General features: G+C 49.5%; 16 protein-coding genes. 1 reads left to right on the forward strand and 15 read right to left on the reverse strand.

Annotation, left to right across the window (positions count from 1 at the left end; genetic code table 11):
* Positions 1 to 21: 21 nt before the first annotated feature.
* The 11 genes from HXZ99_RS11000 to topA form a co-directional block, all read right to left on the reverse strand.
* Complete coding sequence (locus HXZ99_RS11000; RefSeq protein WP_194757331.1) at positions 22 to 612, reverse strand: hypothetical protein; 591 nt, start codon at positions 610 to 612, stop codon at positions 22 to 24.
* A complete protein-coding gene (locus HXZ99_RS11005) occupies positions 609 to 1,757 on the reverse strand; it encodes a type II secretion system protein (RefSeq protein ID WP_228517959.1) in 1,149 nt (382 codons plus the stop codon). The genes HXZ99_RS11000 and HXZ99_RS11005 overlap by 4 nt, the downstream gene beginning before the upstream one ends.
* The gene (locus HXZ99_RS11010; RefSeq protein ID WP_194757333.1) at positions 1,744 to 1,959 is read right to left on the reverse strand and encodes a type II secretion system protein; all 216 of its coding nucleotides are present in this window, start codon (positions 1,957 to 1,959) and stop codon (positions 1,744 to 1,746) included. Before HXZ99_RS11010 ends, HXZ99_RS11005 begins: the two co-directional genes overlap by 14 nt.
* A 5-nt stretch (positions 1,960 to 1,964) precedes the next feature.
* The gene (locus HXZ99_RS11015) at positions 1,965 to 2,438 is read right to left on the reverse strand and encodes a type II secretion system protein (RefSeq protein WP_194757334.1); all 474 of its coding nucleotides are present in this window, start codon (positions 2,436 to 2,438) and stop codon (positions 1,965 to 1,967) included.
* Positions 2,439 to 2,515: 77 nt separating this feature from the next.
* Complete coding sequence (locus HXZ99_RS11020) at positions 2,516 to 3,547, reverse strand: type II secretion system F family protein (RefSeq protein ID WP_194757335.1); 1,032 nt, start codon at positions 3,545 to 3,547, stop codon at positions 2,516 to 2,518.
* Entirely contained in the window at positions 3,510 to 5,036 is a 1,527-nt protein-coding gene (locus tag HXZ99_RS11025) for a GspE/PulE family protein (RefSeq protein ID WP_194757336.1), read from the reverse strand. The genes HXZ99_RS11020 and HXZ99_RS11025 overlap by 38 nt, the downstream gene beginning before the upstream one ends.
* Entirely contained in the window at positions 5,030 to 5,530 is a 501-nt protein-coding gene (locus HXZ99_RS11030) for a hypothetical protein (protein ID WP_194757337.1), read from the reverse strand. Before HXZ99_RS11030 ends, HXZ99_RS11025 begins: the two co-directional genes overlap by 7 nt.
* Complete coding sequence (locus tag HXZ99_RS11035; RefSeq protein WP_194757338.1) at positions 5,527 to 6,690, reverse strand: hypothetical protein; 1,164 nt, start codon at positions 6,688 to 6,690, stop codon at positions 5,527 to 5,529. Before HXZ99_RS11035 ends, HXZ99_RS11030 begins: the two co-directional genes overlap by 4 nt.
* Positions 6,687 to 8,210: a hypothetical protein gene (locus HXZ99_RS11040; RefSeq protein WP_194757339.1), complete on the reverse strand. Its 1,524-nt coding sequence runs from the start codon at positions 8,208 to 8,210 to the stop codon at positions 6,687 to 6,689. Before HXZ99_RS11040 ends, HXZ99_RS11035 begins: the two co-directional genes overlap by 4 nt.
* Positions 8,207 to 8,653 (reverse strand): hypothetical protein, encoded by a 447-nt coding sequence (locus HXZ99_RS11045; RefSeq protein WP_194757340.1) that lies wholly within the window; start codon positions 8,651 to 8,653, stop codon positions 8,207 to 8,209. The genes HXZ99_RS11040 and HXZ99_RS11045 overlap by 4 nt, the downstream gene beginning before the upstream one ends.
* A 36-nt stretch (positions 8,654 to 8,689) precedes the next feature.
* Positions 8,690 to 11,386 (reverse strand): type I DNA topoisomerase, encoded by a 2,697-nt coding sequence (topA, locus tag HXZ99_RS11050; RefSeq protein ID WP_194757341.1) that lies wholly within the window; start codon positions 11,384 to 11,386, stop codon positions 8,690 to 8,692.
* A gap of 317 nt (positions 11,387 to 11,703) precedes the next feature.
* Here topA and astB point away from each other — a divergent pair, with 317 nt between their 5' ends.
* Complete coding sequence (astB, locus tag HXZ99_RS11055) at positions 11,704 to 13,041, forward strand: N-succinylarginine dihydrolase (RefSeq protein WP_194757342.1); 1,338 nt, start codon at positions 11,704 to 11,706, stop codon at positions 13,039 to 13,041.
* Positions 13,042 to 13,131: 90 nt separating this feature from the next.
* Here astB and HXZ99_RS11060 read toward each other — a convergent pair whose 3' ends face one another.
* The 4 genes from HXZ99_RS11060 to HXZ99_RS11075 all read right to left on the reverse strand — a co-directional run bounded on the left by HXZ99_RS11060 (position 13,132) and on the right by HXZ99_RS11075 (position 16,756).
* The gene (locus tag HXZ99_RS11060) at positions 13,132 to 13,995 is read right to left on the reverse strand and encodes a TraB/GumN family protein (RefSeq protein ID WP_194757343.1); all 864 of its coding nucleotides are present in this window, start codon (positions 13,993 to 13,995) and stop codon (positions 13,132 to 13,134) included.
* A gap of 85 nt (positions 13,996 to 14,080) precedes the next feature.
* Complete coding sequence (gene purF / locus HXZ99_RS11065) at positions 14,081 to 15,592, reverse strand: amidophosphoribosyltransferase (RefSeq protein WP_194757344.1); 1,512 nt, start codon at positions 15,590 to 15,592, stop codon at positions 14,081 to 14,083.
* An 18-nt stretch (positions 15,593 to 15,610) separates the two neighbouring features.
* Positions 15,611 to 16,099 carry a CvpA family protein gene (locus HXZ99_RS11070; RefSeq protein WP_194757345.1) on the reverse strand — a complete coding sequence of 163 codons (489 nt, stop codon included), beginning with the start codon at positions 16,097 to 16,099 and terminating at the stop codon, positions 15,611 to 15,613.
* A gap of 75 nt (positions 16,100 to 16,174) precedes the next feature.
* Positions 16,175 to 16,756, reverse strand: coding sequence for an SPOR domain-containing protein (locus HXZ99_RS11075; RefSeq protein ID WP_194757346.1), 582 nt, complete (start codon positions 16,754 to 16,756; stop codon positions 16,175 to 16,177).
* Positions 16,757 to 16,811 lie beyond the last annotated feature (55 nt).

Genomic DNA, 16,811 nt, shown 5'->3' on the forward strand with positions numbered 1-16,811 from the left:
ACCCGCCCAGTGCGGGTATTTTTATGGCCGATAAACACGACTCTCAATGGGTACAGTGGCTTGGGTGCGAACTTCAAAAGGTGCCGCCAGTGCATAACCCAACCAGCCGCAGGGTTGAGCCCCCGTCGCGAACGCCTGAGCGGAGCTCAATAGCTTACCCGCGATTGGCATTTTTAAATCGACACACAAGCGTACGGCTATGGTTAAAATCCGAGCATCGAGGTAGGCTTCTCGTTGCTCTGGCGACAGTAACTGCAATCGCGGACCATGAAAATCATCGGTGAGCACCTGCGTTCCAGACCCGCTGCGTTCACTCATCTGCGTCATCAGTGCATCACTCGGATGTAAACGGTCAAGTGCTAGCAAAGCCGGGTTTACGCCTGGAATTCCGCGCATGCGATAGCCATAATGGAAACGAATCGAGGTTGTTTCTAGGTTTGTCCTCGCTCCCTGCTTTGCCGCATACAAGGTGGCTGCTTGTGATAGTTGCTGGATACCGAATAGCCATAAAATTTGTGCCACTGCCGCGCCTATCAACACGAATAGCAGCAATGCCAACATACCTTCAACCAGCGCTTGTCCTGCTATCGGTCGCCCCCACGCAGGTATCATCGACAGCCACCAGCGTCTATGCATTGATGCCATAACTGCTGATACTGCTCAAGCTGCTGATGAAACTGCGACATTGAGCCGAAGGGTGTGATCACGTCATTTGCATATACAGCGTCCGCGTAAACCCGATCCGCCGTGAATGAGTCATGCACCCGTAACACATCTGTACGTAAATCATCCACCACCATCACGCTAGCAAATAGGTGTTCACTCATGCCATAAATGGTTGAAATAGATTGGGCGTTTAGATGTTCTGTACTCGTTATATCGGCTTGAATGAATTGAAAGTAGGCGTTATTGACGGTGGCCTGATCGCTAATTAATTGCTCTGAAATATACAAATTATTGATTTGCAGCGTATCGGCCAATAGCTGATCGACATATAGCTCAGCCACCACAGCACTTGCCGATGCTCCATATAATTCATCAACAACCAGGGTGTCGAAATAACCTTGCCCCACCGACACGCTGGTTAAATCAGCTAACGCCGCAGTTAGCTCATCGATTTGTGCCAGCTCACTAACCATCACATCTGCGCTAAATTGCATGGCGTGTAGGTTTGTTGCGGTCAGTGTATGGGTCGTTAGCCACTGGCTTTCCACATCCTCAGCAAATAGGCCATCGATATCGGTAATACTATGTTGATTCATGTGGATGGAGGTAAACATCTGGTTTAATTCCGGCGAATCAGGTTGTGCATAGCGGTGTAAAGCCGCACTCGCATCTGCGGCACGAATCGGCACGGGAACATAAGACTCTACCCGTGTATTGTTCACCCGTGCATTTGCCAACATCCCGGCCAGCCGTTCTGCTCGCATGGCATGGCCCAAATCCACTTGCACTATAAATGATGTTTCGTCGAACAAAAGTTCATAAGGGGTTTCCCAAGGACTGAGAGTACGTCCCTGGTAAAGCCCGTTCGATTGCAAATCGCTGATGGTTAACGCTGACAGAGAGCCATCATCATGTAGCACTAAGTGATGGTAAATGGCCGCCGCAAGCGCATTCATTTCCTGTGACGCCAATAACATGCTCTGCTGTTGTCGGGCTCCCCGTTGCACTTGCATTAAGCCAAGTAACAACGAGGAAACGACCGCCAGTACAATCATTGTTTCAAGTAATGTGAACCCTTTAATTTTCGGCATCTTCACAGGGTTGCTCCTTGCTATCTGGAAATAAAACCTGCCCTTGATAGACACGCTGAACGCCATGCATCGACACAGAACAGTGGTCTAATTCAACATTCAGCGCATCCTGCTCAGTACCCGTCGACAACCAAAGTACCGAGAACACCGAGCCTAGCAGCGCGATGACTATGACGACTTCCAATAAGCTGTAGCCGCGCACTAGTATTAGCCCTGGAAGGTGACTTCAAAGGACCCTCCGGAGAAGTTCACCTGCTCCGCGATAGCTTCAAAGTCCCGACTTAACCGCTGACCTTCTTGCGGTACTCGAATATTGGTTAAGCGGACGATGTAACGGGTCGCGTCGGTATTGTCGACCCGCACCTCAATATCACCGCCCCAGGGGTTAATGGTTGTTCCATCCCCCCATGCGACGGGTAACGAGGCAACGCTAGTGAGCGCTTGTACCGAGACCCCGGTATATACACCGTTACTCGGACGCCATTGCTGCACCCCAGATTGCACCGCAGCTATTTGCCCTTTCGCCTCGGCGATCCGAGAGTTGCTGGTTGCCCAATCACGCATAGCCAACACACCTAATGTGGCTAGCGCGACGATGCTGAGTACAGCTAATACCTCGATAAAAGTAAATCCTTGCTGGGACGGTGCAAACCGCTGATTGTTGATGTTGCTTCCTTGCATAATTCGACTCCTTGTCGATGGGTTGAGAAAAATATTTAGCTCGTAACTGACCAATAGCTTGTGCTATCAAAAATTACCTATAGGTTGGAAAACTCAGCAAACATCATCCCCATGGATGCGAAAATACCGAGAATAAGTAGTCCTGAGATGCTATAGCAAACCCACGCGAGCGCGCGTTGTCGCCGTGTCACTAATTGTTTTAGATCGCGCTGCGCAAAAACGGCGGCGCCTTGCAAACGCTGACTTAGTGGGGTGTTTTGATCCTGACACTGCAATCGCACCCACACATGAGAGTCCACTAAACCGGTATTCAGCACTTTCATCATATCTGGCTCTCCGTGACTTAACCGTCGGCGCATTTCTTTTAGGTGATGTTGGGTATAGGGTGAAGCCGCACTAATGAGCTGCCGCACGCTGGCATGCACACTCAAGTTAGCCTTTAAAAACATCGCTAAATTCTGCATCAGCCAAATTGTTTGCATCTGACGATAGATACGAAATGGTAGGTGATCGTCCATGGCGAAACGCAGTGGACTGCGCCAACGCGGCAAACCATGCCATAAACACACCGTGGCTAGCACCAGTGCCATCACCAGTATTGGCAACAATACGTTTAGCACCATCGCCAAATAGTGAACCAGCTGCGGCAAGCCGCCGATCGCCTCATCAGTGCTCATGGCGCCAGCGTCCACAAATCGAGGAATGACCTGTAGTCCGATAAATATACAGGCTAAACAAGACACCAAGAGCAGAATCAGCGGGTATGCCAGCTGCTGTAGCAAACCTTTGTAAATGCCCTGGCGAAGCTCATAATTGGCCTTAAACCCATCCAGCATGGAAGCTAAGCAGCCATAACGCTGGCCTAGATTTAATAAGGTAATAACCTCGGGCCGAAAACACGCCTGTAACCCCGAGCCCATGGGTTGGCCTTGCTGTAATGCCCTGCGAATGCTTTTCAGCCATTGCAGCTCATGACGCCGAGCCGCAATTTCCAGCACCCGTTGGAAACCAACCAGCCCTTGCTCTGGCGTATTTCCTGCATGTAACCATTCGTGTAAATCATGCAAGAACTCAAGCTGTTGTTGTAATTTTACAGGCACCCAATTCATTGCGCGCATCCTTGCGTATCATTGCATTCGTGAGTCCGGGAACAAGTTCGCCAGCATCCTGCCAATCCACCTGACCACGACGAATAAAACGAACAGCATCGTGAGCCATGGTAATCCACCCTTGATTCTGCAGTTGTTGTCGCCAACCTTGCAGGTCCATGTGACGAATAAACCCATAACTTTCATCTTTTGGAATTAACACTTCGCATACCATCACGCGCCCCTGAATGCCCGTACCCTGGCATGCCTCACAGCCCTCCTGAGAGCGCCGCCACAGCCTTCCCCACACCGGATGCACCTCTCGGTGCTTACAATCCTCACAAAGCCGTGGTAACAAGCGCTGAGCGATCAAGCCTGCAAAAAGCCCAGGTTGTGCTAACTGCAATGCTGATAGCCCCAGATCATGCAATCGGGCGATCACACCTACTGCATCGGTGGCGTGAATCGTAGAGGCAACTAAATGCCCAGTTAACGCGGCACTTAAGGCCGCTTCAGCGGTTTCTCTGTCGCGTATCTCGCTCACCTCAACAATATCTGGGTCTTCTCGAAGGACCACCTTCAGCATGTCAGCGAAATGTTGACCGTGATGGTGTGAAATATATTTCTGATCGACGCGTGGCTGAATAATTTCAATGGGATCTTCAAGAGAGATGACTTTGCGCGTATCGGGCACCGCCCCATTCAATGCTGCCAGCGTTGTCGTCTTGCCATGACCGGTGGGTCCAGAAATAAGAATGACCCCGTTGGAAGATGCTAATAAAACATTCAAATCTAGGATACGCTCCGCAGCCAAGCCCAGCTCCGATAGCTGAGGCACTTGGCCTTGACCAATTCGTTGCAAGCGTAATGTCATGGTGAAGCCATCGCGACAAGGGGATTTCTGGGCCCGAATCCGAATTGTCTGGGCAGGTGTACCAATGTCTATCGTAATAGTGGCCGCTGAAACCTGACGCTCATCAAATATATCTGCGTGATCTTCTGAATGGGTGTGCAACGCGGCGGCCACTACTTCCGTGACAAACACGCGATTGCGATTTCCTTGCAGAACAAGTAAACCATCAATTCGGTAGCTGATACGGGCCATAAATCCGGCCAACCGAATATGAATATCTGTGGCCTGCTTGTTTAAGGCGTCCGTCACCATATCTCGTAAGGTATGCAGGGCTAGATTGGCGTTTGCATCTTGCTCAATTCCCCGGGTTTGCCGAGCACGACGAATGCCGTCGGCATCCGTTAGTAATTCACGAATGATGTGCGGAGTTGCCTGCAACCAAGTGGCTTGCATGTCTGAGCGCAAGTAATCAAAACATATCGACTGTAATTCGCCAAACTGATCCCGCCAACTGTCTGCGGTGGCCAGCAAACGACCATCCGTGAGCATGGCCACAGCGTAGATATCCTGTTTACCGGAAAATGCTAAGCATGCTTCTAACGCGTCTAAGTCGACCTGTGAATATCCAAGGTCACTCAATTGCTCAATAATTACCATAACGCGGTTCCTCGCAAAAATACGTTTTGCTCGCCTAACGTTAATGTCACCCCATCGGCACTGACACCAATATCGATCCGGTCAAATAATGTATCTCCGTCTCTCACTACATACAGACGCTGACCATATTCAATGCGAGCGATCCAGCGATCACGCCATGAGAAAATGGCGCGGACTATAAAGCCTTGAAGATCGAGCTGCAGGTCGGAATATGTGTCTAACGGGGCTGCAAGACCTTCATGACTCAGCTCTTGGCGATCAACGGATAACTTACGAATAGCCGCTAACGCCTGTGCTGACTGCAGTTGGAACGCCAGCTGACGCGCTTTCGATTCCGCTTGCTGCTCGAGTAACTTCTGATTACGTAGAGACAAGGCAAGATATCGATGTTGATCTCTCTCAGCATGTTCCGATACAGCTACGGGTTCCCCTGCAGTACTTTGAGGAATCATTGGCGCCGTCAAAATGAATACAAATAACCATCCGTGGTTCATGGGGATACTCCAAAATAATCAAAAGTGAGGTGACCTTGATAGCCGAGGTACACATTATCTGGGGACACTTGTCGATATTGAAATGCAACCAATCGAACTGGGTGAACATGGAGAATTTGCGTTAGTTGCTGTAGATCAACCGCGGAGATCTGCTGAAAACGCAGAATCATGCGTTGCGCATGCCAACCATCACCTGCTCCGCTAGCCATAAAGTCGCGGTGAACCTGAATGCTGGGGAGCGAAGTACGCACTAAATCTTCGATCCAATCACCTTGTGCAACAGTTGCCATTAAGCTCAAATTCGCATGCTCAGCCACCGATGACAGATGCACCGGCCAGAACAGTACGCGTCCCCGCTCCGATGTTTGTAACTGCATGGCACTGCCTTGCGTAAATTGATGTAAGTCGTGTAAATCACCGCTTTGCTGAAGCAATTGCACTGCAAACCCGGTGCCCATCCAGCCCACTTGTTCAACCGCCCATCCTGGTAAGGTACTTAGCTGTTCAATTAAAACCTGATGGTGACGTAATAAATCAACTACCGATGTATTCGATTGCTCTAACTGATGATCAATTGAACGATGCTCAGTCGATTCAAGCACTCCCGATGGCTCAGGCCGAATATGATACGAAAGCAAAATAACGGTGGCTGCTAGCCCTAAGCCTAGGACCAGTAACGCCGGACGATTGCGCTGCTGCCGAACCGAAGGCAAGGTCTGCACCTCTTGCGCCCAACCCGAAGGTAGGCTGCGCTCGGGCACCGACGAAAATATATCCTGTAGATGCAGTGATGCTGGTACCTTGAAGACATGAATTTCTTCAGGCACAAAATTACGCTGCAGCGCCAATACCCGAAGTGTCGCTTCCGTTTCAGTGGCGTCAGTCATTCGCAAACAGAGAATGCTAGCGTCCTGCCATGCAAATATTACCCACTGTTCTCGATCGGGAGCGGCCGCAACGACAAGACCGCACGACGCCTGCGCGAGTGGCACCAGCGCCGTCATAAAATCCAACGGCGCCCCGCGAGAAAATATTCCATACGGTTTGCCACGAAAGTTCACTAAGCGGCCATGGCTTGCCGACAATGTGCGTGCAATGCGCAAAAACTGTAGCGATGAAAACCATGGCCGTACTGGGCGAATTAACACGGACTCACTCATAACATGGTTCCTGACGTGAGTATTCGCGGTGTAAGGATCAACAAAGTTTCAGTATGTTGGTTCACACGACTTTGTCCGCCCCCAAGAAATCGGCTGATCAACGAGCGTTCTTCCTGCCACGTCGAACGTCGATTTTGTAAACCTGATATCAGCAACGATTCTTGATCGGCAACAATGGCTTTCATAAAGAATTTTTTGCGGCTCGTTTGCGGTGTTTGGATGGTCGTTTCACCAGATGTCACTTCACTGATACCTTTTAAATCTGACAGTGACGTTGAGAGCTGCAACAACACTTGCTGATTTGCCACTTTTGGCAAGACATACAATTCAAAGCCAGTGCGAACCACGCCTGGAATTAGCAAATCGTTCGAGCCTACATTCGCGGTGGAGCTGCTCCCTGCAGATGCGAGGTAGGTGACATTGTCTTCAAGTATGATTTTTGAAATCTGATTATTTAAGGTAACCAATCGTGGATGACTGCTTACTTCAACCACGCCCTGTTGGGATAGCGCTTGCAGCAGCACCTGTGAGCCTGCCATCGGACCTGTAAAGCGCTCGTAGCTGAGGCCCAGCCCTGCAGATATTGAGCTTGCCCCCTGCCCCAAGAGATTTACCGCGCCGCTCCCCTGAGAGACTTGATACACCAAATCCCAATCAATCGAAGACTGCTTGCTATCGGTAAATGTGACATCAATAACTTGCACATCAATCGCAACTTGTCGGGTGAGTCGTTCGTTTTGCTGAATTAAATAATTACGAACCTGTTGCACGTGTTGTGGTAAATCACGCACCAGTATTGAAGTGGAACTTTGATTAATCACCACCTTCCCTTGCTCTGAAATAAGCAAGCTCAGTGCATGTTCAAGATCGTTCCACACCGAAAGCGAATCGCTGGCGAAATTTAGGTATTGCGATGAATCGTCGTTAATTCCGGTAGCAAGCGCTAAGTTTTGCCCTGGACTAGCCGCTTGCATGGTCCCCCCGCGGGCGCCATCTGCGCCGAGAAAGAAGTTAGTGGCACCGGCTAGGAAGGCCACATCAAACTCCGCCATTTCAAACTGGCGCCAGGTGATTAAACGATCCTCTGCTTGAAAGCTCAATCCCGTCATCAGGGCTATTTGCTCTATCGCATCACCCACAGTTCCGGAATGCTGAAAGCTAATCGGTAACATTGGATCGATATTATCAAGTAAGCGCACACTTACGCCTAAAGGCGCTGTCATATCCTGTAGGGCGAGTCGCAGAGGGTATTCAGCGAAGGTGAACTGGACGGGAATATTAAACCAACTCGGCCCTTGCCCTAGAGGAAGATCTAGGGGCGGCACAAAATAACCTTGTTCCCTCACAATGCGTTGGGGAGGCGCTGGTGGACGCTCTGTTTGAGCGCGCGCAAGTTCAATACGGGTTTGCGCTTCACGGCTTCTCGATTCATAGTCATGGGTCTGACTACAGCCCACCATCGCTAGAATGCTGAGCACGGCGCCCCACTGAATACAATGCGCTAAGATAGGTAGCCTCATCCGCGCCGCCCCTGTGGTGTATACTCCACCACTGCCGTATGGTTGTCGTGAAGCACAACTCGCAATCCATAAGGTGTCAGTAACTGATCCAGAAGCTCATCCCAAGACGCTGCCGACAACTCATAGTGAGTTGGCCAATAGTGACCATAAGCGGCGTACCAGATCACATTTTGCACATGCCACTGGTGTTTCAGCAGGTACTCTAATTGCGGACGCAGCAATGCCGGCTGAAGCGTATAGGAAACGACGTCAGGAGTGCTCGTTGATCTGCTAGGGTTTGGATTCGGGCTCAGATGAAGATCTGGGCTGAGTTGAGGGCCCGAATGGAATTGCAATGGCGGGCAAGGCTCCTGTGCATGTACAGGAACGCCAAACCCGACCAGTGCAAAGCACATCCAAACCGTCCATGGCGTGGATTGCATATAACCTCCTTGTACGTGCATTCGACATCCTGTCGATTATGTTCAGTAATTGAGGAACTAAGAGCTCTTCTTTTTCCTCGTTGTTTTACGGCTCGTTGTTTTACGGGCCGACGTCTTACTGGCCGATTTACCTTCGTCGACCTGCCATTGACCGTTCACATAGTTTGCAACCCATCCCGTCGCTTTACCATTTTCTTCAGACATTACGTACTGATTTTTAGCTTTGCGGCTGAATCGAACCAAGGTGTCATTCCCTTGATTATCTTCTGCAGGGGCTTCTGTCAGGTAATGGAACTTCTCCGGCAACCGATCTTTAAAGCGCTGCAGTTCTTTCACCGTTACCGCACGCGTTTCCCGTGATTTCGGGAAGGTGTTGGCGGAAAGAAAGACTCCCGATGCACCATCACGCAATACAAAGTACGCATCTGATTTTTCGCACGGCAGCTCCGGCAGATGCACTGGGTCTTCCCGCGGCGGCGCTGGCTCACCACTCTTTAACAATTTACGGGTATTTTTACACTCATCATTGGTACAGCCGAAATACTTACCAAAGCGCCCCGCTTTTAGCTGCATATCACTGCCACAGCGATCACACTCAATCACTGGACCGTCATAGCCTTTAATTTTAAACTCGCCGCGCTCAATCAGATGACCATCGCACACTGGGTTGTTTCCGCAAACGTGGAGCTTCCGATCTTTATCGATCAAATAGCTATCCATCGCCGTGCCGCATTTCGGACAGCGTTTTTTCGCACGAAGGGCTCTTGCTTCAGCTTCGTCATCTTCGTCGCTCAGTTTTACTGCTTCATCACCGGGTACTAAGTTAAGCGTTTGCGTACAGCGCTCTTTCGCTGGAAGACTATAGCCTTCACATCCTAAGAACACACCGGTAGACGCGGTGCGCACACCCATTTTCCGGCCGCAACTAGGACAATCAATATCCGTGAGCACCATTTGATTACTGCGCATGCCCCCGCGCTCTTCTTCATCTTCAGCGCGCTCTAGTTGATCTTTGAAATCGGCGTAAAAACTATCAAGCGCCTGCTTCCAATCTTGCTTACCAATGGCAATATCGTCCAGCCGCTGTTCCATTTCCGCGGTGAAGTTATAGCTCATGAGTTCACGGAAGTTTTCCGTTAAGCGATCGGTCACAATCTCACCCATCTTCTCCGCAAAGAAGCGGCGCTGTTCTACTTTTACATACCCGCGATCTTGAATTGTGGAAATGATCGATGCGTACGTAGACGGACGGCCAATACCACGTTTTTCCAGTTCTTTTACCAAAGAGGCTTCTGAGAATCGCGCTGGCGGCTTAGTGAAATGTTGTTTTGGCTCCAGCTCTTTGAGCTCGAGTGCCTGCCCTTTCTGCAAATCGGGCAGCGCCGTTTCATCATTTCCTTTCCGACCCATCGGTGGCTGAACCCGTGTCCAACCATCGAAACGGAGAACACGACCACGGGCTTTCAGTTCGTAATCACCCGCATTCACCGTAATGGTGCTCGCATCATATTTTGCAGGCATCATCTGACAAGCCACAAACTGGCGCCAAATCAATTCATACAGACGCTCTGAATCACGTTCCATTCCACTTAACTGTGACGATCGAACTTTCGCATCGGAAGGGCGAATCGCTTCGTGCGCTTCTTGTGCATTCGATTTCGACCCGTAGAAATTGGGCTTCTCTGGCAAATATTGCTTTCCGTACTCTTTTTCAATCAAATTGCGACAGGCCTGCAAGGCATCGCCGCTCAAATGGGTCGAGTCGGTACGCATATAAGTGATATAACCGGCTTCGTATAGGCGCTGCGCAAGCATCATGGTTTTCTTCACCCCAAAACCTAACCGGGTGCTCGCTGCTTGTTGCAATGTTGAGGTGATGAATGGCGCCGAAGGGCGACTTTGCGTCGGTTTATCTTCGCGCTCGACAACCTGGTAACTCGCTCCTTTCAAGGCGGACACCGCGGCCATCGCATCGGTCTCATTACTGGGACGGAAGGTTTTTCCGGCTTCTTTCGTTACTTCGAAGCGGGCAAAATCTTTGGGTTGCTGGCTGGCAAATAAATCCGCGTGAATATCCCAATACTCTTCTGGAATAAATGCTCGAATTTCCCGCTCACGTTCTACCACTAACCGTACTGCAACACTTTGCACGCGCCCTGCGGATAATCCCCGGGCAATCTTCTTCCACAACAGTGGTGATAGCATAAAGCCCACCACGCGATCTAAAAATCGACGTGTTTGTTGCGCATTGACTCGCTCAATGTTGAGCTCTGAAGGCTTGGCAAAGGCTTCTTGAATCGCTTTTTTAGTGATTTCGTTAAACACGACCCGTTGATACTGTTCAGGTTCACCGCCAATGAGTTCGCGCAAATGCCAAGCAATCGCCTCTCCTTCGCGGTCCAAATCCGTCGCGAGATAAATGCGGTCGGCTTTCTTTGCCAAGCTTTGTAGCTCTTTCACCACTTTTTCTTTGCCAGGCAACACTTCGTAGTGGGGTTCCCAGCCGTGCTCCGGATCAATCCCCATACGCGCCACCAAGTTCTGATAATCGCGACGTCTTTTATAATCTTCTTTTTGCTTAGGGTTCATCTTCCGCACTTCGGCGGGGGATTTCGTGGGCGCTTTGCTCACACTTTTAGTCGGCAAATCCCGAATATGTCCCACACTTGATTTCACGATAAAATCGGAACCAAGATATTTGTTAATCGTTTTCGCTTTCGCGGGGGACTCGACGATAACCAGCGCTTTTGCCATGAAATCTGATATCTCTTCTTTTGGATGCGAATGGACAGGACCTAAAACAGGCACCTATATAAACCCTCAAACATAATAGTGCAAGCCCTTGTTACCTTGGGTGCTTTATTTACAGATATATAGGGATTATTCAGGATACACAACCCGAGAAAGTGTAACAGACTAAAAACAAACCGAAAGTGAATAGTTAATCAAAACCACAAAACCCTTCTTCAAACCCGCATAAATTGGGGCTTTTCAGGGAGTCCAGCTTGCGTATAATGGCTCCCACAAAGTATTTTAATCCAATGCGGAATTTAACGGAGTGCGTATTCACGATGCAACATTTTGAAGTTAACTTCGACGGTCTGGTCGGGCCTACACACAATTATGCAGGACTTTCGTTTGGTAATGTTGCGTCATTAAGTAACGCAAAAAGTAGCTCAAGTCCAAAGTCTGCCGCAAAGCAAGGATTGCAAAAGATGAAGGCCTTGCAGGAAATGGGGCTAGTTCAAGGCGTATTGGCACCACAAGAGCGTCCTGATATTTATGCACTTCGTCGATTGGGCTTTCATGGCAGCGATAAAGAAGTTTTGGCTGCTGCTGCAAAAGACGCGCCAGCAATCTTTCGCGCCTGTTGTTCTGCATCAAGTATGTGGACAGCGAACGCGGCCACAGTTTCACCCAGTGCTGACACCGCGAATGGTAAAGTTCATTTCACACCGGCCAATTTAACCAACAAGTTTCATCGCTCTTTAGAGCCGGAAACAACAGGGCGCATTTTACGCGCTATGTTTGCCAACTCTCGCTATTTTGAACATCATCGTCATTTACCTGACAACGAACATTTTGGTGATGAAGGCGCAGCAAATCATACCCGCTTTTGTAAGGAATATGGTTTTGCTGGAGTAGAGCTATTTGTTTATGGTCGCCACGCCTTTGACAGTAGTAAGCCGGCTCCAACGCGCTACCCTGCTCGTCAAACCTATGAGGCTTCAGAGGCAGTGGCGCGTTTGCATGGATTAAGCGATGAGAACGTCGTTTATTTGCAACAAAATCCTGAGGTTATCGATAAAGGCGTGTTCCACAACGATGTCATTGCCGTGGGTAATCAAAATGTGATGTTTTATCATCAGGAAGCCTTTATTGATCAGCAACGGGCTTTTGCTGAATTAGAAGCAAAACTTGGCGACTCCATGCACTTTATCGAAGTGCCAAGCCAAGTCGTGTCTGTTGAAGATGCGGTAAACACCTATCTATTCAACACCCAACTTGTGACTTTAAAATCCGGACACATGGTTATCATTGCACCTACAGAGTGTCAGGAAAATGAACGTGTTGCGGCGTATCTTGAACAACTCGTACAACAGGGCACACCGATTAAAGAAGTGCGCTACTTTGATGTAAAACAGAGCATGCGCAATGGCGGTGGCCCGGCCTGTTTGCGCCTACGTGTGGCCCTCAATGACCAAGAGTTAGCGGCAGTGAACCCGCATTGCATCCTCACCGACAATTTATTTGAGCGGTTGAATAAATGGGTTGATAAACATTATCGCGATGAACTATCCACGGATGATCTGGCCGATCCGGATTTGCTTGATGAGTCGCGCACGGCGCTCGATGAACTCACCCAAATCATGCATTTAGGCTCGGTGTATCCGTTCCAACGCGATTAGGCCTCGAGTTCTTGGTACGAAAAAGCCCCAGTTCAGTGAACTGGGGCTTTTTTATATGTGCTATTAAATTCGGCTAATTATGTGCTGTTGTTATTGGTGTAAAGGCGTCACCTGATAACCTGCATCGGCAAACAGTTTCAATAATCCAGTGTCACCGCCTAAGTGTCCCGCGCCTACGGCAATAAAGAGCTTCGTCGGCGTGTCGCTACCTGCATAGGTCTCTTGCAGATACTCAAACCAGGCCACGTTGCGTTGATCCAGTAACCACGCCAACTCCATGCTATCGGAGGACGCATCAATGGCTTCCATCAGAGCGTCAAGATCACCCGCTCGCCACGCCAGTTCTAAAGCGCGTAACTCTGCAGTGGCACTCTCTCCTTCATCCATCAGTCCTCGCGCTAGTTCTACATCTGTGGATGATGCTAGGGCTTTGCGAATCGCCGCGAGCTGATCATCAACACGTTCTAGTCCGCGCTCTTTAATGTTCGCTCGGGCTATCGCTGCATAGAGTTTGGTTTCTATCCCATACTCGGAAGAGAAGCCGGCTTTTGTGGCCATTTGTGGCGTCAGTAGCATCGATATCAACCACATTTCAAGGTCGTCGATTTGCGCACCGGGAATCCCGTAAGACTGGGTGAACGCACTAAATTCCGCCCATAGTTCCGAACCTAAGGTTTCACTCAATGACGGTCCGTTGCGCCGCCCTTCACGCATCATCCGCAAAAGCACACCGCTGAGTTCTGAGCGAGCAAGCTCAAGGTAAACCTGATTGCTCGAACACAGATGTGCCAGCGTATCAGATTGCAGGCGCGTATCGGGTCCCGAGCCCATGTGAATAGTGCCCACAATCACATAAGTTTCATGATCGCGCTGCACTAAGTAGCTAATTTCAGCCTGGGCAGGTGCACTTAATAGCACCCATAATGCCGCCATCGCGAGCCATAGCGAACTCACACGTAAATTCCGTTTAAGCCGGTTAGTCACCTGCACATGATTGCTCCACTGCACTGAGCGTCTCCCTTGTTACAGTAGCGATCAACTAATCCCCTTCGTTATACACATCAGGATTAGAGCCTTCGTTATCGGTATTGCTGCGCACATCATCATTGCGCGATGCATGTAATCGGTCGAGATAATCCTGACTGATATCACCTGTTACATATAAACCGTTAAACACCGATGTCTCAAAGGTTTTGATATCTGGGTTCTCAGCCTGAACCGCGGCAATTAAATCGTCGAGGTCTTGATAGATAAGGCCATCGGCACCAATTATTTTACAAATCTCATCGGAGTTACGTCCATAACCGATTAATTCGTTGGCGCTTGGCATATCAATACCATACACATTCGGGAAACGAATTTCCGGCGCTGCCGACGCAAAATAAACCTTGCGCGCACCAGCTTCACGCGCCATCTCGATAATCTGCTCCGATGTGGTACCGCGCACGATAGAATCATCCACCAACAACACCGATTTACCGCGGAACTCTGCGCTAATGGCATTAAGCTTGCGGCGCACGGATTTACGTCGTTGCGTTTGCCCCGGCATAATAAAGGTGCGGCCGATATATCGATTCTTTACGAACCCTTGGCGGTATGGAGCATCCAGAACGCGCGACATTTCTAGCGCGATATCACATGCTGTTTCCGGTATAGGGATAATGACATCGATATCCAGATGTTTATAATCACGCAACACCTTCTCGCCTAGTTTCCGCCCCATATTAATACGGCTTGCGTAGACCGATGCTTTATCCAGAAAAGAGTCTGGACGTGCAAAGTAGACGTACTCAAAAATACACGGATTATGCACCGGGCTTTTAGCGCATTGGCGGCTAAACAACTGACCCGCCTCGGTAATATAAATAGCTTCACCGGGTTCCACGTCTCGTAAATAAGTAAAGCCGGTTCCGTCGATGGCAACACTCTCTGAAGCCACCATATATTCTGTGCCCTGGGGCGTTTCCCGCTGACCTAGGGCCAATGGACGAATACCATGAGGGTCACGGAATGCAACAAGACCATGGCCTATCACCATGGCAACCACAGCATACGCCCCCCGGACTTGATCATGCAGATTACTGATTGCTTGAAAAATATCGCTTTCGCTTAACTCAAGACGATCCGCCTGCATGAGTTCATAGGCGAAAATATTCAACAAGATTTCAGAGTCTGAAGACGTATTGATGTGACGGCGAGCCTTCTCAAACAAATTTGCTTGCAGCTGCTCCGCATTGGTGAGATTGCCGTTGTGCGCCATCGCAATTCCAAATGGCGAGTTCACATAAAATGGTTGCGCTTCGGCAGAGCTGCTCGAGCCTGCTGTAGGATAGCGAACATGACCAATGCCAATATTTCCGCTTAAGCTGCGCATATGACGGGTATGAAATACGTCCCGCACCAACCCGTTTGACTTGCGTAAACGCAACGTCTGACCATCGACTGTCATAATGCCTGCAGCATCTTGTCCACGATGCTGAAGCATCGTCAGCCCATCGTAGAGAGCTTGGTTAACAGGTTGATTCCCTACGATACCGACAACACCACACATTCTAAAACCTCACCATTGTTAATCCTGCTGTAAAAAGCTGGACGTATTTTGCAGGTAATCAAAAAACCATTGAATATATATTTCGAAATGCGGAATCAGCACAGATTGAGCCCACCAGGGTGTGCTTGCTGATTGCGTGAATGAATCCATAAAGAAAAGCAGTGCACAGACGATCAAAACACCGCGTAAGGCACCGAATATAGCGCCCAGAAAGCGATCCGTACCGCTTAAACCGGTCTTCTGAACCAGTGTCGCCATAAGATGTGTAATCAAAGCGCCAACGATAAGGGTCACCACAAATAAAATAGCGACAGCTACCCCGTTGCGGACCATGGTATCTTCGATGCCACTAAAGTAAACCGCTAATTCTGGATGAAATCGGCTCGCAACAATAAAAGCTGCAATCCAGACGCCTAATGACATTGCTTCTCGAACAAAGCCTCGCACCAAGCTAATTACAATTGATAAGCCGATAACGGCTAATATTGCATAATCAATCCATTCCATCTTCGGCTTCGCCTTGATAAAAAAGTGGGCGCATTTTAACAGAAGCAACCCAAGGTTGTCCGCAATTCATTTTCGTTAAGGAACGGGCTGATAGCTTCGAATGGTGCCATCTAGCCCGGTAAGTTCTTTCAGCTTGGGCAATTGTTCGCGAAGCCGTTGTTCGCTGAGTTCGGGGCCTACCATAAGCAATGTTAGAGGTTCTCCAGAACTCGATGGCTGCGTTCGCGCATAGGCCTGAAAACCCTCTGCACGTAAGCTACGCACCAGATCTTGAACGCTCGCGGCATTGCGAAAGGCACCGAGCTGAATAGTATAAGCATCGCCGGTTAGAGCGGCCGTTGCTGGCGTTTCTGTTGGGGATTCATCGGCTGGCTGTGCCGGTTCAACGGAGTTAGCGCCTATTTGCGCCTCGCGTAGCTCTGGCGCATCGATAATATCGCCTTCATACGTTGGCTCCGTGCGAGTAACACGGTCGTTAAAGTCGTCTGGGAATTGAGCATCACGAATATCCAATGCAACCTCAGGTCGCAACGGGCTAACATGAAAATCATCATCAGGTTGGTAATTTTCACCCGATAGGAGATCAGGTAAAATAATAATGGCGAGTGCGCCAATAATTACGGTGCCAACAATCCGATTCTGTAGTGGACCTGCCACAGACTCTTCCCCCACGTTATATCGCTAAGCTTCGAAGTGAACCTTGCTAACAGCC

This window comes from Aliidiomarina indica, from assembly GCF_015354615.1.
GTDB lineage: Bacteria > Pseudomonadota > Gammaproteobacteria > Enterobacterales > Alteromonadaceae > Aliidiomarina > Aliidiomarina indica.

Excerpts from the sequence above, each read along its gene's own strand:
- HXZ99_RS11000 (WP_194757331.1), bottom strand. The coding sequence starts at position 612 with ATGATACCTGCGTGGGGGCGACCGATAGCAGGACAAGCGCTGGTTGAA.
- HXZ99_RS11005 (WP_228517959.1), bottom strand. The coding sequence starts at position 1,757 with ATGCCGAAAATTAAAGGGTTCACATTACTTGAAACAATGATTGTACTG.
- HXZ99_RS11015 (WP_194757334.1), bottom strand. The coding sequence starts at position 2,438 with ATGCAAGGAAGCAACATCAACAATCAGCGGTTTGCACCGTCCCAGCAA.
- HXZ99_RS11020 (WP_194757335.1), bottom strand. The coding sequence starts at position 3,547 with ATGAATTGGGTGCCTGTAAAATTACAACAACAGCTTGAGTTCTTGCAT.
- HXZ99_RS11025 (WP_194757336.1), bottom strand. The coding sequence starts at position 5,036 with ATGGTAATTATTGAGCAATTGAGTGACCTTGGATATTCACAGGTCGAC.
- HXZ99_RS11030 (WP_194757337.1), bottom strand. The coding sequence starts at position 5,530 with ATGAACCACGGATGGTTATTTGTATTCATTTTGACGGCGCCAATGATT.
- HXZ99_RS11035 (WP_194757338.1), bottom strand. The coding sequence starts at position 6,690 with ATGAGTGAGTCCGTGTTAATTCGCCCAGTACGGCCATGGTTTTCATCG.
- HXZ99_RS11040 (WP_194757339.1), bottom strand. The coding sequence starts at position 8,210 with ATGAGGCTACCTATCTTAGCGCATTGTATTCAGTGGGGCGCCGTGCTC.
- HXZ99_RS11045 (WP_194757340.1), bottom strand. The coding sequence starts at position 8,653 with ATGCACGTACAAGGAGGTTATATGCAATCCACGCCATGGACGGTTTGG.
- topA (WP_194757341.1), bottom strand. The coding sequence starts at position 11,386 with ATGGCAAAAGCGCTGGTTATCGTCGAGTCCCCCGCGAAAGCGAAAACG.
- astB (WP_194757342.1), top strand. The coding sequence starts at position 11,704 with ATGCAACATTTTGAAGTTAACTTCGACGGTCTGGTCGGGCCTACACAC.
- purF (WP_194757344.1), bottom strand. The coding sequence starts at position 15,592 with ATGTGTGGTGTTGTCGGTATCGTAGGGAATCAACCTGTTAACCAAGCT.
- HXZ99_RS11070 (WP_194757345.1), bottom strand. The coding sequence starts at position 16,099 with ATGGAATGGATTGATTATGCAATATTAGCCGTTATCGGCTTATCAATT.